This window comes from uncultured Mediterranea sp. (genome assembly GCF_902493215.1).
Classification (GTDB): Bacteria; Bacteroidota; Bacteroidia; order Bacteroidales; family Bacteroidaceae; genus Bacteroides.
In genome coordinates this window covers 88,973-104,760 of record NZ_CABUOL010000001.1, presented here as the reverse complement: position 1 = coordinate 104,760, position 15,788 = coordinate 88,973, and the positions used below count along the sequence as shown (strand labels likewise).

Below are 15,788 nucleotides of genomic sequence, written 5' to 3'. Positions count from 1 at the left end.
TTATTCCCTTCCCAACAACCCCGCTTTTGCTCCATAACAAGGAATGTTATCGTGTATAAGATACCATCTTGTGCATGCTAACTATGAATGTTATTTCGCTAACTATGGATGTTGTCGGGCCAATGTAGGTAGTTGTTTAAGCTGGGCAAAGTAACCGTTTACTCAGCTTAAACCAACGCTTTGCCCGGCTTAAAGCATTGCTTTTCCCAGCTTGAACGGATGGTTTGGGCTGGGAAAAACGGGAACGCATCAGAACTCACCACAGATTACCCGGATTCACACAGATTGTTTCTGAAGTTCTGATTGTCAGATTCGGATAATCTGTGGTAAAAGTCTTTCGATATGCTTCTTTTGCCTTCACAGTTTCACAGTCTCTAAACAGCTGTCAATGAGATGGATTTTGTGAAGGATGAGGTGAAGGTGTGAAGGTTCATGAATTGAGAATGGAGAATTGAGAATTGAAAATGAATATCCGTATTCTTCGCTTTCACAACAAGTTGCTTATAATCAGTGTGTTGTAGTGAAACTTCACCGAGCCACACCGCTCATACTCGGTGAAAGATATAAAAGATTCTAAAGGCACTCCGTGAAGCCTCCGGAGGTCTTGACAAAGGTCTCGAAATGTTGTATCTTTACGGGAAATAAAACGCATCCGCTTATGAATCTGATTTATCAGTTAAGAAACCTGTTTACCCCTCGTCGGGAGGCAGACCTGCCTGCTCCCGCCAGTTCCTGCAAGGAGCTGCTTTCGAACCTCGACCAGCTCTGCGCCCGCCTGCCGGAGGGTGAAGCCTTCCTCATTACCGGCGACGGCGAGTTCACCGTCCGCCTCACCTGGAAACCGCAGACAGAAAAGCCTGCCAGACGGACTTTCAGCCTGAACGGACACAACGAGGCGGTGGAATGGATAGAGGACGGCGACACGACAGAAGAAAATAAGACAGAAGAACAAAAGGACAAAAAGGAATCGAAGCAGCGGCGGATGATGCAACGGCTTTCGCGCTACCTGAAACTGCACTACGCCTTCCGCTACAACCTGCTGACGGAGCGCACGGAGTGCGCCCGCCTGAATACGGAGGCTGCGGACGACTCCCACCACCTTATATATACACCCGTGGACAACCGTACCCTGAACGGCATCGCCCTCGGCGCGATGGAGGACGGTGTGGACTGCTGGGACCGTGATGTCAAACGCTACGTGGAGTCCGACCACGTGCAGGCCTATCATCCCTTTGACCTGTATTTCAAAAGCTTACCTGAATGGGATGGCAAGGACCGGGTGGATGAGCTGGCGAAGCGTGTTTCCGACAAGGACGTATGGATACGTTCCTTCCACCGCTGGATGCTGGCCGTCACGGCCCAATGGACAGGCACGGGCGACCGCGGCCGACGGGCCAACAGCGTGGCCCCGCTCCTCGTCAGCACCACGCAGGGCCTGGGCAAGTCCACCTTCTGCCGCCTGCTGCTGCCCAAGGAATTGCGTGATTACTTCACCGAAAGCTTCGACCTGACCAACGCCTCGTCGGCGGAGAACAAACTGGCCTCTTACGGCTTAATCAACCTTGATGAGTTCGACCGCCTGCCTGCCAGCCGTATGCCCCAGCTGAAGAACCTGATGCAGATGGAGGACCTGCGGGTACGCCGTGCCTACCGCCGTTCGGCGGAAGCCCTGCCGAGAATCGCCTCCTTCATCGGCACCAGCAACCGCCTCGACCTGCTGACCGACCTCTCGGGCAGCCGCCGCTTCATCTGTGTGGAAGTGGAGCGTCCCATCGATTGCACCACCCCCGTTGACCATGCCCAGCTTTACGCCCAGCTCTTATATGAACTAAAGAACGGCGAGCGTTGCTGGTTCAGCAAGGCCGAGGAAGCGGAAATCCAGGCAAACAACCGTCCGTTCTACCGCGTGACACCCGCTGAAGAACTGATAGGCAGCTGCTTCGAGCTGGCCGAGGCGGGCGAACAAGGTGCGCATCTGATGTCGGCGGCAGACATCTACGCCGTGTTGAAGAAGAAGAATCCGGCGGCATTGAAGGATTGTTCGTGTACGGCGTTCAGCCGCCTGCTGGCGCAGATGGGGAGGCGGGTACATACACGGTACGGCAACGGGTATTGGGTGAAAATAAAAAGGTGAGAATAGGCTTGGATATATCCGTAAAGTATGGTAGATTTGCATCTGACTAAAAAATAATCACAAGTTTATGATACGATTTAACATGAAATGGGGCATGGCGTTGCTGCTGTGCCTGATGTCGGTGGCCGTATGGGGAGCCGGCGAGAGAGAGCCTGTGCGCGTGGCGTGCATCGGCAACAGCATTACGTATGGAGCCGGGTTGCAGAATCCGTTCAGGGACAGTTATCCGGGAGTATTGGAACAATTGTTGGGTACGGGCTACGACGTGCGGAACTTCGGTATCAGCGGGCGAACGGCGTTGCAGAAGGGGGACCATCCTTACATGCGTGAGCAGGCCTATACCGAGGCACTGGACTTCGCTCCGAATATCGTGACCATCAAGTTGGGTACCAATGACACAAAGCCGTGGAACTGGGCGCACAAGGAAGAATTTGAACACGACCTGGCTGAACTGGTCCGTTCGTTCCAGACGTTGGAAACCCGTCCGAGAGTCATCCTCTGCCTGCCGGTTCCTGCGCCGGAAGGTGGCAAGTCCATCAACGAGGAGACGTTGGTGCGCGATGTGATTCCCGCCATCCGCAAGGTGGCCCGTCGTAGTGGGGCGGAGATACTCGACCTGCACGAGGCGTTGAAACCTTACTATCCCCGCTGTTTCCCCGACGGTGTGCATCCCGATGCGGAAGGTTCGCGGGTGATGGCCCGGACACTATATACTTGCATTACCAAACAACCGGCCCCCGAGGTGGAGGCATCGGGGGCTTTCCCCGGCAAGAAGTCGGCATGGAACGGTTACGACCGCTATGACTTTGTCTGTGCGGGCAGGGAGGCGATTGTGGTTGTTCCGCAAAAGGCGGCTCCCGGCAAGCCTTGGATCTGGCGGCCTGCCTTCTTTGGTGCTTTCCCCGCGGTGGATGTGGCATTGCTGAAGGAAGGTTTCCACGTGGCCTACTACGACCTGACTCATCTGTACGGCAGTCCGCGGGCCATGCGGCTGGGCGATGTGTTCTACGACCGGATGGTGGGTCGTTTCGGCCTCTCACCCAAAGTGACACTGGAAGGATTCAGCCGGGGAGGCCTGGTAGCATTGAACTGGGCGGCCCACCGACCCGACCGGGTAGCCTGTGTCTATGTGGACGCGCCGGTGTGCGACCTTTCGAGCTGGCCGGGTAGGGAGCGGAAGGATCTTTGGGCCGACATGCTGGCGGAATGGAAGGTGACGGACGAAGAAGTGACCTCCGATTTCAAGGGAAATGCTTTCCAGGCTCTTCCGACGCTGGCCAAATACAGGATACCCGTGATGGCAGTCTGTGGAGACAGCGACCAGGTGGTGCCCTACGAGGAGAACATGAAACGGCTCCGTGACCGGTACGCGTCGATGGGCGGCGTGGTGGAAGTGATTCTGAAGCCCGGTTGCGACCATCATCCCCACAGCCTGGAACAGCCGGAAGCGGTGGTGGACTTCATCAAACGCTATCAGAGCGGTGAGGCGAAGTACAGACGCATCGTGCGGCGCGGAACGCTGGCCAATGCCTTCTCCAAGTTTGAGCGGGAAAAGAAAGGGACGGTAGCCTTCCTGGGCGGTTCCATTACCGAGATGAGAGGCTGGCACAACATGATGATGGAAGACCTGAAGCAACGTTTCCCCGAAACGGCATTTACGTTCATCGAAGCGGGTATCGGTTCTACGGGCTCCACGCCCCACGCTTTCCGGCTGGAGAACGACGTGCTGCAAAAGGGAACGCCCGACCTGATGTTCGTGGAGGCAGCGGTCAACGACCATACCAACGGTTTCGGACCTGTAGAGCAGGTCAGAGGCATGGAAGGCATCGTGCGGCATGCCCTCGAAGCGAATCCCCGGATGGATATCGTCATGCTGCATTTCATTTACGATCCCTTTATAGACATGGCCGAAGCGGGCCGGCGTCCCGATGTGGTGCTCAACCACGAACGGGTGGCCAATCATTACGGTCTTTCTTCCATCGACCTGATTCAGGAAATCTTTGCCCGCATGAAGGACGGGCAGTTCACCTGGAAGGAGTTTGGCGGAACGCATCCGGCGTGGGGCGGCCACAAGTATTATGCGGCGGCTATCAATACCCTGTTCGATGCGGAACAACAGGAAAAGGCCGGATGGAAACCGGGACCTCATTCCTTGCCGGAGAGGCCGTTGGATGCTTTCAACTATGACAAAGGATGTTTCGTAGGGATAGACCAGGCTGCTTCGCTGAAGGGATTCCGGAAAGTGGACGACTGGACGCCGGAAGAGAAAAATGTGGAAGCCCGCAGAGGTTTTGTCCATGTTCCCATGTTGGTGGCCGAAAAGGCGGGCGCTTCCCTGCGTCTGGACTTTGAAGGACGTGCGGTCGGGCTTTTCTGTGTATCAGGCCCCACGGCCGGAGTCATCGAATACAGTGTGGACGGCGCTGACTGGAAGAAGCTGGATACGCATACCCAGTGGAGCAACGGCGTATATCTGCCGTGGGTATTCATGCTGGAAGACGAACTGCCTGCCGGGAAACATACCTTGAAACTGCGGATGACCAAAGGGGAGAAAACGGGATGCTGGATACGGAATTTTGTGGTGAATCGTTAAACGGTTCTGAAAATTCTTTCCGTTTCGCTTGCATTCTTCCCAAATTCTCTCTTACTTTGTTACACGTTGAACTTAAATGAAGGACATATTATGGGAAAGAAAGAAAAAAAAGTGATGCATACCCGTAGAGAAGAACAGCAGGGCAAGCGGGTGATGATTGGTCTGGGCGTGGCCGCCGTTGTTTTGGCCATCCTGATGATTGTAGCCTTTGCTTACCTGGCCTGAATGGGACAAGAAATAGAACGGAAGTTCCTGGTCGACGGAGAATACAAGTCGCAGGCCTTTGCCAGCAGCCGCATTGTACAGGGATACATATGCAGTGCGCGGGGTCGGACGGTACGCGTCAGGATTCGCGATACGCAAGGGTATCTTACCATTAAGGGAGCTTCGGATGCAGCAGGCATGAGCCGCTACGAGTGGGAAAAGGAAATCCCGCTCGTAGAGGCACAGGAGCTGATGAAACTTTGCGAACCGGGTGTGATAGACAAAACACGCTATCTGGTGCGCAGTGGCAGGCATGTGTTCGAAGTGGATGAGTTTTACGGCGAGAACGAAGGTCTGGTAGTGGCCGAAGTGGAACTTGCTTCGGAAACGGAGTCTTTCGAGAAACCGGGTTTCATCGGTCGGGAAGTGACAGGCGACGTTCGTTACTACAATTCACAACTGATGAAGCATCCGTATGCGGAATGGAAGATGCAAACGGATGGTGACAGATAATGGAGCAAATCTATCAATACCTGCCGGAAGAGCTGGTTACCTTTGTGCTGGTAACCTTGTTCTCTTTACTGATCGGGCTTTCACAGCGGAGAATCAGCTTGAAGCGCGAGGGGGAGACTACGCTCTTCGGTACGGACCGTACTTTTACGTTCATCGGTATTCTGGGTTATCTGCTGTATATCCTTGACCCGACGGAATATAGGCTCTTTATGGGCGGCGGACTGGTGTTGGGAGTGCTGCTGGCGCTGAATTACTATGTGAAGCAGACGCGGTATCATGTTTTCGGTGTCACAACCATTGTCATTGCTCTCATTACCTACTGTCTGGCACCGATTGTGGTTACCCAGCCTTCGTGGTTCTATGTGATGGTGGTGGTGACCGTTCTGCTTTTTACCGAGCTGAAGCATACCTTCACCGAACTGGCGCAGCGCATGAAGAACGACGAGATGACGACGCTTGCCAAGTTTTTGGCCATCAGTGGAATCATCCTGCCCATGCTGCCCAAATCAAATCTGATACCCGGCATCAACCTGACGCCTTATGCGATATGGCTGGCGACGGTGGTTGTTTCGGGTATATCCTATCTTTCTTATTTGTTGCGTCGCTATGTGTTCCACCGTTCGGGTATTCTGGTGTCCGGCATCATCGGCGGATTGTACAGCAGTACGGCCACCATTTCCGTGCTGGCACGCAAGAGCCGTACGGCTACGGCCGAAGAGGCGCCCGAGTATGTTGCTGCCATGCTGATGGCGGTCAGCATGATGTTTCTGCGTTTTCTGATACTGATCGGTATTTTCAGTCAGGCAACGTTGGCAGCGATTTATCCGTATCTGTTGGTTATGGCTGTGGTGGCTGCTGGAGTGGCCTTGTATCTGCATACGAAACGTCCGGCTCCCGTGACGGGAGAAGTTGAGGAAGAAGACAGCAGCAATCCGCTGGAGTTCAAGGTTGCCTTGATATTTGCCGTGCTTTTCGTTATTTTTACGGTGGCTACCCATTATACGTTGATGTATGCAGGTACAGGTGGTTTGACCCTGCTTTCCTTCATTTCGGGTTTCAGCGACATCACTCCTTTTATCTTGAACCTGTTGCAGGGTACCGGCGGAGTAGCTACACTTGTGATTACGGCATGCAGCATGCAGGCTATTATCAGTAACATTGCCGTGAACATGTGCTACGGCCTGTTCTTTGCAGGGAAAAAAAGCGCTTTGCGTCCCTGGATGCTGCGCGGCTTTGGGGCGGTCATTGGTGTCAATCTGGTTCTTCTCCTTCTTTTCTATCTGCTTTAATTCTCCATACTTTCTTCTTACTAACCTTTTTTAACTCCGAAACAGTCGTAGTTATAGGAAAAGCAATTATTTTTGTCAGGCCGTTTGTGATTTTAGGGCACATGCGGCGTCTGATACGATGTAAACAAGAATAGTCAACTCTTAAAAAGGAAACGCATGAAATTGAGAACAACCGTGCTGCTGTGGATATGTCTGATATCCGTGCTGGCAGTGGCACAAAATTCAGCTGTATCCACTTTTCAGCTGAAAGGTATCCTGCTCGATTCGTTGACGCAGGAGGGAGAACCATACGCTACCATTCGTGTGGCACGTAAGTCGGCACCCGACAAGCCGGTGAAAATGATGGTTTCGGATATGAAAGGACGCTTTCAGGAAAACGTGAAGGGAACCGGTGATTTCATTATGACCATAACTTCGGTGGGGCGTAATTCCATCATAAAGAATTTCTCGGTCAAGGCCGGGCAGAAGTTGGTGGACTTTGGGACAATGTATGTCACCGACGCGTCCAACGAACTGGGACAGGTGGAAGTCGTGGCACAGAAGCCGCTGGTAAAGGCTGACATCGACAAGATTGAGTACAATGTAAAAGACGATCCCGACTCCGAAACCAATACCCTGCTCGAGATGCTCCGCAAGGTGCCGCTGGTAACGGTAGACGGAGAGGACAACATCAAGGTGAACGGCAGCAGCTCGTTCAAGGTTTATGTGAACGGAAAACCCAACAACATGATGAGCAACAACCCGACGGAAGTACTGAAGAGCATGCCTGCCAATACCATCAAGCACATCGAAGTCATTACCAACCCGGGGCCGAAGTATGATGCTGAAGGTGTGGGCGGTATCTTGAATATCGTGACCGAAGGTGGCGGATTCGAGGGCTACACGGTAACGGTGAGCGGTAACGTGAGCAACCGTGGCGCAGGCGGAGGCTTGTTCGGAACGGTACAGAAAGGTAAGTTTACCGTGAGTGCCCGTTACAATTACAATTACAACAACAGTCCGCGCAGCTATTCGGGCGGTACGCAACGGGCTACGGACTCCAGTTCGGAAGTGGCCAATCTGGATTATGAAGGCAGCAGCAAGGGCAACGGCTCTTTCCAGTCGGGTAGTATGGAGGCCAGCTACGAAATCGATTCACTGAACCTGATCTCCGCTTCGTTCGGTCTGTGGGGCGGTGGAAACACAAGCAATGGCGGTAGCAACTATGTGGGTAATTCGCCGTTGGACAATCATCTGCTTTACAAGTACGGTATCGGTAATCATAGTAAATCGTCGTGGTACTCCATTGACGGTGGTGTCGACTACCAGCGTCTTTCGCCTACCGTGAAGGGACGGATGTTCACGTTGTCTTACAAGGTGAACACACGGCCGCAGACGTCGGATTCCTATTCCGAGTACGACATCTCCTACGGTCATGAAGACTGGACCGACTATCTGCGCCGTCTGCAGGATCAGCACAACGACGGCAGCCAGAATACGACTGAACACACATTCCAGGCCGATTATACGACGCCCATCGGCAAGATGCATACCATTGAGTCGGGCGTGAAGTACATCCTGCGCAACAATTCTTCGGACAACGACCGCTACCTGCGTACGGCCGCCGACCATTCGGACTATGTGTTCGATGAGGAATACAGTACGCACTACCGCCATCAGAACGATATCATTGCTGCCTATCTGGGCTATGGCCTGAAGTGGAAAAAACTGTCCGGCCGTCTGGGCGTACGCTACGAGCACACCATCGAGGATGTGAAGTATCTGTTGGGCCGCGGCGATGACTTCCGCAAGAACTTCGACGATGTGGTACCCTCCGCTTCGTTGGGTTGGAAGCTGACAGACTTGTCCAACCTCCGTTTGGGCTACAACATGCGTATCTATCGTCCCGGCATCTGGTACCTGAATCCCTACCTGAACGACAGCAATCCGTCCAGTCTCAGCCAAGGTAATCCGGAACTGGACAGTGAGAAAAGCCATGCTTTCGATTTGAGCTACAGTAACTTTACGCAAAAGTTCAATATCAATCTGTCGGCCCGCTATTCGTTTACGAACAACAGCATTCAGTCTGTTACCAACCTTGTGTCCGAGGATGACATCCCCGACCTTTCCGAGGACAAGAAGACAGGTAAGGATGTGCTTTACACAACTTATCAGAATATCGGAAAGAATCATAATTTCAACCTGAGTGCCTACGTCAACTGGAATGCTACCAAAAACACCCGTATCTATGCCAATCTGTTCGGCGGTTATACCAAGCTGAAGGGAGCGAACGGACTGGAGAACGACGGCTGGAACCTCTTTGCTTATGGTGGTGCGCAGCAGACCTTCAAGCACGACTGGCGCCTGAGTGTGAATGTATTCGGACAGACGCCGTGGATTATGTTGCAGGGAAAGGGTAGCAGTTTCTTCAGCTACAGCCTGAACCTGAACAAGTCGTTCATGAACCGCCGTCTGTCGCTCTCGGTTTTTGCCAGCAACTTTTTCCAGAAATACAATCGGTTTGACTCGCACATCGAAGGAAATGGATTCATACAAGACAGCTGGAACAAATATCCTCAGGTGCGTTTCGGTTTCAGTGTGAGCTACCGCATCGGCGAACTGAAAGCGAGTGTGAAGAAGGCTGCGCGTACTATCACAAACGACGATGTGAAGTCGGGCGGTGGCAGCGGCGCTGCTGGTGGAGGAGGCGGCGAATGATGTCGTCATGACTCCGGAAGTAAACAAGAATGAGGGTATCCCCGTATGTCGGGATACCCTCATTCTTGTTTTTGCATGTCCTCTGTCTGATGTCGTCAGAAGGGCAGATCGTCGGTCGAGTCTCCGCTCAGGAACTCGGGAGCTGCTGTAGGAGCCGGAGGAGGAGTCGGCATGCCGGGGACCGGTGCGGCGGCTTGTGCACTTACGCGTTCTACCTTCCAGGCACGGATACTGTTGAACCAGCGGTCCTGCCATTGGCGGGCGTCGATGTCGAACGAAACAGTCAGCTCTTCGCCCATCTGGATGTTGAACTGCTCGATTTTATCGGCTCCGAATACATCGAAGCACATTTTACGCGGATATTGGTCGTGGTTCTCTATCACGTACTCCTGTACCTTCCATTCGTTGCCAGTCTTGGATGTGCCGCTTCTGGGCTGCAATATGGCAATAATTCTTCCTGTAAATTCCATTGTAACTGTTCTGTTTTCTAATTTTTGATGGGGCGAAGTTACGTTTTTTTGGGAATATAGAAAGCATTCCACTCAGTTTTTCTCATCATATTCTTTGTCAGTAGGAAATTCTTTTGTTAACTTTGTGCAGAAAACTCCAACTGGATGAAATAAAAAACCAAAATATTACGGATATATGAAATTTATTGTGTCGAGCACTGCGCTTTCCGGTCATTTGCAGGCCGTTAGCCGTGTGATAAATTCAAAGAACGCATTGCCTATCCTGGATTGTTTCCTGTTTGACCTGCAGGACGGAACCTTGTCTGTCACGGCTTCGGACAGCGAAACGACCATGGTCACTTCGCTCGAAGTGAACGAAAGCGATACGGACGGCCGTTTTGCCGTTACGGCCAAAACGTTGCTGGATGCCCTGAAGGAAATCCCTGAACAGCCCCTTTCATTTGACGTCAATCTGGATACGCTGGAAATCAACGTGCAATACCAGAACGGAAAATACAGCCTGATGGCACAGAATGCAGATGAATTCCCCCAACTGACTATGTTGGGCGAAAATGCGGTCCGCGTGGAAATCGACGCGCAAGTGTTGCTGGGCGGCATCAACCGTTCTGTATTTGCTACGGCCGATGACGAGCTCCGCCCCGTAATGAACGGTATCTACTTTGACATTACGACGGAAGACATCACGATGGTGGCTTCGGACGGACACAAGCTGGTGCGTTGCAAGACGCTGGCTGCCCACGGCAACGAACGGGCTGCCTTTATCCTGCCCAAGAAGCCGGCCAACCTGATGAAGAACCTCCTGGCTAAGGAGCAGGGACAGGTGACCGTAGAGTTCGACGAACGCAATGCTGTCTTCACACTCGAGGGCTATCGCATGGTATGCCGTCTGATAGAAGGCCGTTATCCCAACTATAACTCGGTGATTCCGCAGAACAATCCCTACAAGGTGACGGTAGACCGCCAGTCGCTGATCGGTGCCTTGCGCCGTGTCTCCATCTTCTCTTCACAAGCCAGCAGTCTGATCAAGTTGCGCCTGAGCAAGAACCAGATTACCATCTCGGCACAGGACATTGACTTCTCCACTTCTGCCGAAGAGACACAGAACTGCCAGTACGACGGCAACGACATGAGCATCGGTTTCAAGTCGACCTTCCTGCTGGACATCCTCAACAACATTTCGGCCGAAGAAGTGGTTATCGAACTAGCCGATCCTTCGCGTGCGGGTGTCATCATTCCTGTAGAGCAGGAAGAGAACGAAGACCTGCTGATGTTGCTGATGCCGATGATGTTGAACGATTGAACAAACAAGTAGTATAAGGGCCGGCAAGGCCTGCGAGTTGGCAAGACAGTAAAGCGGCGAGGGACTTTGGTCGGCGTAACTTTAGGGTCTTGTCAACTCGTTCGTTTGTCGGCCGCAATTAAATTCTATTTATGAAACTAAACCTGAAGAATCCGCTGGTGTTCTTCGATTTGGAGACCACCGGTACCAATATCAACAGCGACCGTATCGTAGAAATCTGCTACCTCAAGGTCTATCCCAACGGAAACGAAGAGTCGAAGACGATGCGCATCAATCCGGGTATGCACATTCCCGAAGCGGCATCGGCCGTACATGGTATCTATGATGCCGATGTGGCCGACTGCCCCACGTTCAAGGAAGTGGCCCGTAGTGTGGCCAACGACATCGAAGGGTGTGACTTGGCCGGCTTCAACTCCAATCGTTTCGACATTCCCCTGCTGGCCGAGGAGTTCCTCCGTGCCGAGGTGGACATCGACTTGAGCCGGCGTAAGTTTGTTGATGTGCAGGTCATCTTCCACAAGATGGAGCAGCGTACTCTTTCTGCCGCCTACAAGTTCTATTGCGGCAAGAACCTGGAGGATGCCCATACGGCCGAAGCCGACACAAGGGCTACCTACGAAGTGCTGATGGCGCAGCTCGACCGCTATCCTGAAGACCTGCAGAACGACGTGAACTTCCTTTCCGACTTCTCGAGCTTCAACAAGAATGTTGACTTTGCCGGCCGCATGGTTTACGACGACCAGGGTGTGGAAGTCTTCAACTTCGGCAAGTACAAGGGCATGCCTGTCGCCGAGGTGCTGAAGCGCGACCCCGGCTATTACGGCTGGATATTGAACAGTGACTTTACACTGAACACCAAGGCCATGCTGACGAAAATCCGTCTGCGTGAACTGACTCAGAAATAAAAGAAAACGTTTATGGCAAATGTATTGAAAGGCAAGAAGATAGTCTTGGGCATTACGGGCAGCATTGCCGCCTATAAGGCCTGCTACATCATCCGCGGTCTCATCAAGCGCGGGGCGGAGGTGCAGGTGGTCATCACGCCTGCGGGTAAGGAGTTCATTACGCCCATTACGTTGTCCGCCCTCACCAGCAAGCCCGTCATCAGCGAGTTCTTCGCCCAACGCGACGGCACGTGGAACAGCCACGTGGACCTGGGCCTTTGGGCCGACGCCATGCTGATAGCGCCTGCTACCGCTTCGACCATCGGCAAGATGGCCAACGACATTGCCGACAACATGCTCATCACGACTTACCTCTCGGCCAAGGCGCCTGTATTCGTGGCTCCGGCCATGGACCTCGACATGTTTGCCCATCCGTCCACCCAACAGAATCTGGAGAAGCTCCGTTCCTATGGCAACCACATCATCGAGCCGGGTACGGGCGAACTGGCCAGCCATCTGGTGGGCAAGGGCCGCATGGAAGAACCCGAAAACATCATCCGTCACCTGGAGCGATACTTTGCGGCGCAGGAAGGTGACCTCAAGGGAAAGACTATCCTGATAACCACAGGGCCGACGTACGAAAAGATTGACCCCGTTCGCTTTATCGGCAACTATTCGTCGGGCAAGATGGGCTTTGCACTGGCCGACGAGTGCGCCAGCCGTGGCGCCCGTGTCCTGCTCGTGACGGGACCTGTACAACGCACAACCCGCTATCCGATGGCCGAAAGGCGCGATGTGGAGTCGGCCGCGCAGATGTACGAAGCCGCTACTTCGCTCTTCCCCCAGGCCGATGCCGCCATCCTCTGTGCGGCCGTAGCCGACTATACGCCCGAGCATGTGGCCGACGAGAAGATCAAGCGCGAGAAGACGGGCGACATGACCCTCGCCCTGAAACCTACACAGGATATTGCCGCCGCATTGGGCCGGATGAAGGCCGATTCGACCGAACGGAAAGTGCTGGTGGGCTTTGCGCTCGAAACGCACAACGAGCAACAGAATGCCGAAGACAAGCTGAAGCGCAAGAATCTGGACTTCATTGTCCTGAATTCGCTGAACGACAAGGGGGCAGGTTTCCGTTGCGACACCAACAAGGTGACCCTTATCGATGCCGAAGGCCGTAGGGAATACCCGCTGAAAACCAAAGATGAGGTGGCCGCCGACATCGTTGACCGGTTGGCCGAAGTATTGAATCAATAGAAACGGAGTAAGATACTATGTTGCGTTCGCTCTACATACAAAACTATGCGCTGATCGAGAAGCTGGACATAGGCTTCGGCAGTGGTTTCTCAGTCATCACAGGCGAGACAGGTGCCGGCAAGTCCATCATTTTGGGAGCCATCGGCCTGTTGCTGGGTCAGCGTGCCGACGTGAAGTCCATCCGCAAGGGGGCTTCGAAGTGTATCATTGAAGCGCGCTTCGACGTGTCGGCCTACGGCATGCAGCCCTTTTTCGAAGCCAACGAACTGGAGTACGAAGACGAGTGCATCCTGCGCCGCGAGCTCTATGCTTCGGGCAAGAGCCGTGCCTTCATCAACGACACGCCTGCCTCGCTGGTACAGATGAAGGAACTGGGCGAACTGCTCATCGACGTCCACTCCCAGCATCAGAACCTCTTGCTCAACAAGGAGGGCTTCCAGCTGAACGTGCTCGACCTGCTGTCGCACGACGACGCCGAGCTGGCCGCCTATCAGAAGTTGTACAACGACTGGCGGCAGGCCCGTCAGGACCTGGAGGCGCTTGTGGCCCGTGCCGAGCAGAGTCGTGCGGATGAGGACTATATCCGCTTCCAGCTGGAGCAACTGGAGGAAGCCAACCTTACCGACGGCGAGCAGGAAGAGCTGGAGCAGGAAGCGGAGATGCTGACCCATGCCGAAGACATCAAGGCCGGCCTCTATCGGGCCGGACAGGCGCTGAACGCCGACGAAGGCAGTGTGCTCGAAGCCTTGAAGGACTGCCAGAATACGATGATGGGCTTGCGATCGGTCTTTGCTCCTGCGGGTGAACTGGCCGACCGTCTGGACAGCGTCTACATCGAGCTGAAGGACATTTCGCAGGAGTTGGCCGACAAGGAAGAAGAAGTTGAATTCAACCCCGCCCGCCTTGACGAAGTGAACGCCCGCCTCAATCTCATTTATTCTCTCCAGCAAAAGCACCGTGTTGATACGGTCAAAGCACTGCTTTCCTTGCAGGAAAACTATGCTTTGCAACTTTCGGCCATTACGTCGTCCGACGAAGACATCGCCCGCCTCGAAGCGCAGGTAAAGGAGCTCTTCAGCCAGGTCACCGCGCAGGCACAGGTATTGACCGAAGCGCGCACCCGTGCCGCCCGTGAAGTGGAGCGGCAGATGGCCGCACGGCTGGTGCCGCTTGGCATGCCCAATGTCCGCTTTCAGGTGGAGATGGGCGTACGCAAGGAGCCGGGTGTGCATGGAGCCGATACGGTGAATTTCCTCTTCTCGGCCAACAAGAACGGCGTGTTGCAGAACATTTCGTCCGTGGCTTCGGGTGGTGAGATAGCGCGTGTCATGCTGTCCGTCAAGGCCATGATAGCCGGAGCCGTCAAGTTGCCTACCATCGTGTTCGACGAAATCGATACGGGTGTGTCAGGCGAGATTGCCGATCGCATGGCCGACATCATGCAGGAGATGGGCGACAACGACCGTCAGGTCATCAGCATCACCCACTTGCCGCAGATAGCCGCGCGCGGACGCGCCCACTATAAAGTATATAAGGAAGACAACGAGGTGGAGACGAACAGCCACATCCGTCGCCTGACCGATGACGAACGGGTGGAGGAACTGGCCCACATGCTGAGTGGAGCCACCTTGACCGAGGCCGCGCTGAACAACGCCCGTGCCTTGTTGAAACTGGATAAATAAACTAATAAGATAAACGAATGACAGACAAAAGCGAAATGATTTTCGGCGTCCGTGCCGTGATAGAAGCCATACAGGCCGGTAAGGACATCGACAAGATACTGGTGAAGAGAGACATACAGAGCGACCTGTCCAAGGAACTGTTTGCCGCACTGAAAGGAACACTGATACCTGTCCAGCGGGTGCCTGTGGAGCGCATCAACAAGATTACGCGCAAAAACCATCAGGGCGTGGTGGCCTTCGTCTCGGCCGTCACCTACCAGAAGACGGAAGACCTCGTACCCTTCCTCTTCGAGCAGGGCAAGAACCCGCTCTTCGTGATGCTCGACGGCGTGACGGACGTACGCAACTTCGGCGCCATCGCCCGTACTTGCGAGTGTGCGGCGGTCGATGCCGTCATCATCCCTGCCAAGAACAGCGTGACGGTGAATGCCGATGCCATGAAAACCTCGGCCGGTGCCCTGCATACCCTGCCCGTGTGTCGTGAGCAGAGCCTGAAGGAAACCCTGCAATACCTCAAGAACAGCGGCTTCCACATCGTGGCCGCCACCGAGAAGGGCGACTACGACTACACGAAGGCCGATTATACCGGCCCGATGTGCATCATCATGGGTGCCGAAGACAAGGGCGTTTCCTACGACAACCTGGCCTTGTGCGACGAGTGGGTGAAGATTCCCATGCTGGGCACCATCGAGTCGCTCAACGTGTCCGTGGCGGCCGGCATCCTGATTTACGAAGCTGTGAAACAACGAATTAATTGATATATGC

Annotated in this window: 12 protein-coding genes; 11 read left to right on the top strand and 1 reads right to left on the bottom strand. The window is 54.0% G+C overall.

Annotated elements, in window-relative coordinates; translation table 11 throughout:
- Nucleotides 1-658: 658 nt before the first annotated feature.
- The 6 genes from RDO88_RS00400 (at nt 659) to RDO88_RS00375 (ending at nt 9,430) form a co-directional block, all read left to right on the top strand.
- Nucleotides 659-2,134 carry a VapE domain-containing protein gene (locus RDO88_RS00400; RefSeq protein WP_307757465.1) on the top strand — a complete coding sequence of 492 codons (1,476 nt, stop codon included), beginning with the start codon at nt 659-661 and terminating at the stop codon, nt 2,132-2,134.
- Nucleotides 2,135-2,216: 82 nt separating this feature from the next.
- Nucleotides 2,217-4,727 carry a GDSL-type esterase/lipase family protein gene (locus tag RDO88_RS00395; protein WP_374043877.1) on the top strand — a complete coding sequence of 837 codons (2,511 nt, stop codon included), beginning with the start codon at nt 2,217-2,219 and terminating at the stop codon, nt 4,725-4,727.
- 90 nt (nt 4,728-4,817) lie between these two features.
- Complete coding sequence (locus tag RDO88_RS00390) at nt 4,818-4,952, top strand: hypothetical protein (protein ID WP_307757463.1); 135 nt, start codon at nt 4,818-4,820, stop codon at nt 4,950-4,952.
- Nucleotides 4,953-5,444: a CYTH domain-containing protein gene (locus RDO88_RS00385; RefSeq protein ID WP_307757462.1), complete on the top strand. Its 492-nt coding sequence runs from the start codon at nt 4,953-4,955 to the stop codon at nt 5,442-5,444.
- A complete protein-coding gene (locus RDO88_RS00380; RefSeq protein WP_307757461.1) occupies nt 5,444-6,733 on the top strand; it encodes a DUF4010 domain-containing protein in 1,290 nt (429 codons plus the stop codon). Before RDO88_RS00385 ends, RDO88_RS00380 begins: the two co-directional genes overlap by 1 nt.
- A gap of 156 nt (nt 6,734-6,889) precedes the next feature.
- Nucleotides 6,890-9,430: a TonB-dependent receptor domain-containing protein gene (locus RDO88_RS00375; RefSeq protein WP_307757460.1), complete on the top strand. Its 2,541-nt coding sequence runs from the start codon at nt 6,890-6,892 to the stop codon at nt 9,428-9,430.
- A gap of 95 nt (nt 9,431-9,525) precedes the next feature.
- Here the strand turns inward: RDO88_RS00375 and RDO88_RS00370 are convergent, their stop codons facing one another.
- Complete coding sequence (locus RDO88_RS00370) at nt 9,526-9,900, bottom strand: DUF3127 domain-containing protein (protein ID WP_307757459.1); 375 nt, start codon at nt 9,898-9,900, stop codon at nt 9,526-9,528.
- 175 nt (nt 9,901-10,075) lie between these two features.
- Here RDO88_RS00370 and dnaN point away from each other — a divergent pair, with 175 nt between their 5' ends.
- From dnaN to rlmB, 5 genes are all read left to right on the top strand, one after another.
- Nucleotides 10,076-11,200 (top strand): DNA polymerase III subunit beta, encoded by a 1,125-nt coding sequence (dnaN, locus tag RDO88_RS00365; protein ID WP_307757458.1) that lies wholly within the window; start codon nt 10,076-10,078, stop codon nt 11,198-11,200.
- Nucleotides 11,201-11,331: 131 nt separating this feature from the next.
- Nucleotides 11,332-12,105: an exonuclease domain-containing protein gene (locus RDO88_RS00360; protein WP_307757457.1), complete on the top strand. Its 774-nt coding sequence runs from the start codon at nt 11,332-11,334 to the stop codon at nt 12,103-12,105.
- A 12-nt stretch (nt 12,106-12,117) separates the two neighbouring features.
- Nucleotides 12,118-13,341, top strand: a complete 1,224-nt coding sequence (coaBC, locus tag RDO88_RS00355; RefSeq protein ID WP_307757456.1) for a bifunctional phosphopantothenoylcysteine decarboxylase/phosphopantothenate--cysteine ligase CoaBC — start codon at nt 12,118-12,120, stop codon at nt 13,339-13,341.
- 17 nt (nt 13,342-13,358) lie between these two features.
- Entirely contained in the window at nt 13,359-15,023 is a 1,665-nt protein-coding gene (gene recN / locus RDO88_RS00350) for a DNA repair protein RecN (protein ID WP_307757455.1), read from the top strand.
- Between the two features lie 17 nt (nt 15,024-15,040).
- Nucleotides 15,041-15,781 (top strand): 23S rRNA (guanosine(2251)-2'-O)-methyltransferase RlmB, encoded by a 741-nt coding sequence (gene rlmB, locus RDO88_RS00345; RefSeq protein WP_021846501.1) that lies wholly within the window; start codon nt 15,041-15,043, stop codon nt 15,779-15,781.
- The last annotated feature ends 7 nt before the right edge of the window (nt 15,782-15,788 follow it).

Excerpts from the sequence above, each read along its gene's own strand:
- RDO88_RS00395 (WP_374043877.1), top strand. The coding sequence starts at position 2,217 with ATGAAATGGGGCATGGCGTTGCTGCTGTGCCTGATGTCGGTGGCCGTA.
- rlmB (WP_021846501.1), top strand. The coding sequence starts at position 15,041 with ATGACAGACAAAAGCGAAATGATTTTCGGCGTCCGTGCCGTGATAGAA.
- RDO88_RS00370 (WP_307757459.1), bottom strand. The coding sequence starts at position 9,900 with ATGGAATTTACAGGAAGAATTATTGCCATATTGCAGCCCAGAAGCGGC.
- RDO88_RS00380 (WP_307757461.1), top strand. The coding sequence starts at position 5,444 with ATGGAGCAAATCTATCAATACCTGCCGGAAGAGCTGGTTACCTTTGTG.
- dnaN (WP_307757458.1), top strand. The coding sequence starts at position 10,076 with ATGAAATTTATTGTGTCGAGCACTGCGCTTTCCGGTCATTTGCAGGCC.
- RDO88_RS00385 (WP_307757462.1), top strand. The coding sequence starts at position 4,953 with ATGGGACAAGAAATAGAACGGAAGTTCCTGGTCGACGGAGAATACAAG.
- recN (WP_307757455.1), top strand. The coding sequence starts at position 13,359 with ATGTTGCGTTCGCTCTACATACAAAACTATGCGCTGATCGAGAAGCTG.
- RDO88_RS00390 (WP_307757463.1), top strand. The coding sequence starts at position 4,818 with ATGGGAAAGAAAGAAAAAAAAGTGATGCATACCCGTAGAGAAGAACAG.
- RDO88_RS00400 (WP_307757465.1), top strand. The coding sequence starts at position 659 with ATGAATCTGATTTATCAGTTAAGAAACCTGTTTACCCCTCGTCGGGAG.
- RDO88_RS00360 (WP_307757457.1), top strand. The coding sequence starts at position 11,332 with ATGAAACTAAACCTGAAGAATCCGCTGGTGTTCTTCGATTTGGAGACC.
- RDO88_RS00375 (WP_307757460.1), top strand. The coding sequence starts at position 6,890 with ATGAAATTGAGAACAACCGTGCTGCTGTGGATATGTCTGATATCCGTG.
- coaBC (WP_307757456.1), top strand. The coding sequence starts at position 12,118 with ATGGCAAATGTATTGAAAGGCAAGAAGATAGTCTTGGGCATTACGGGC.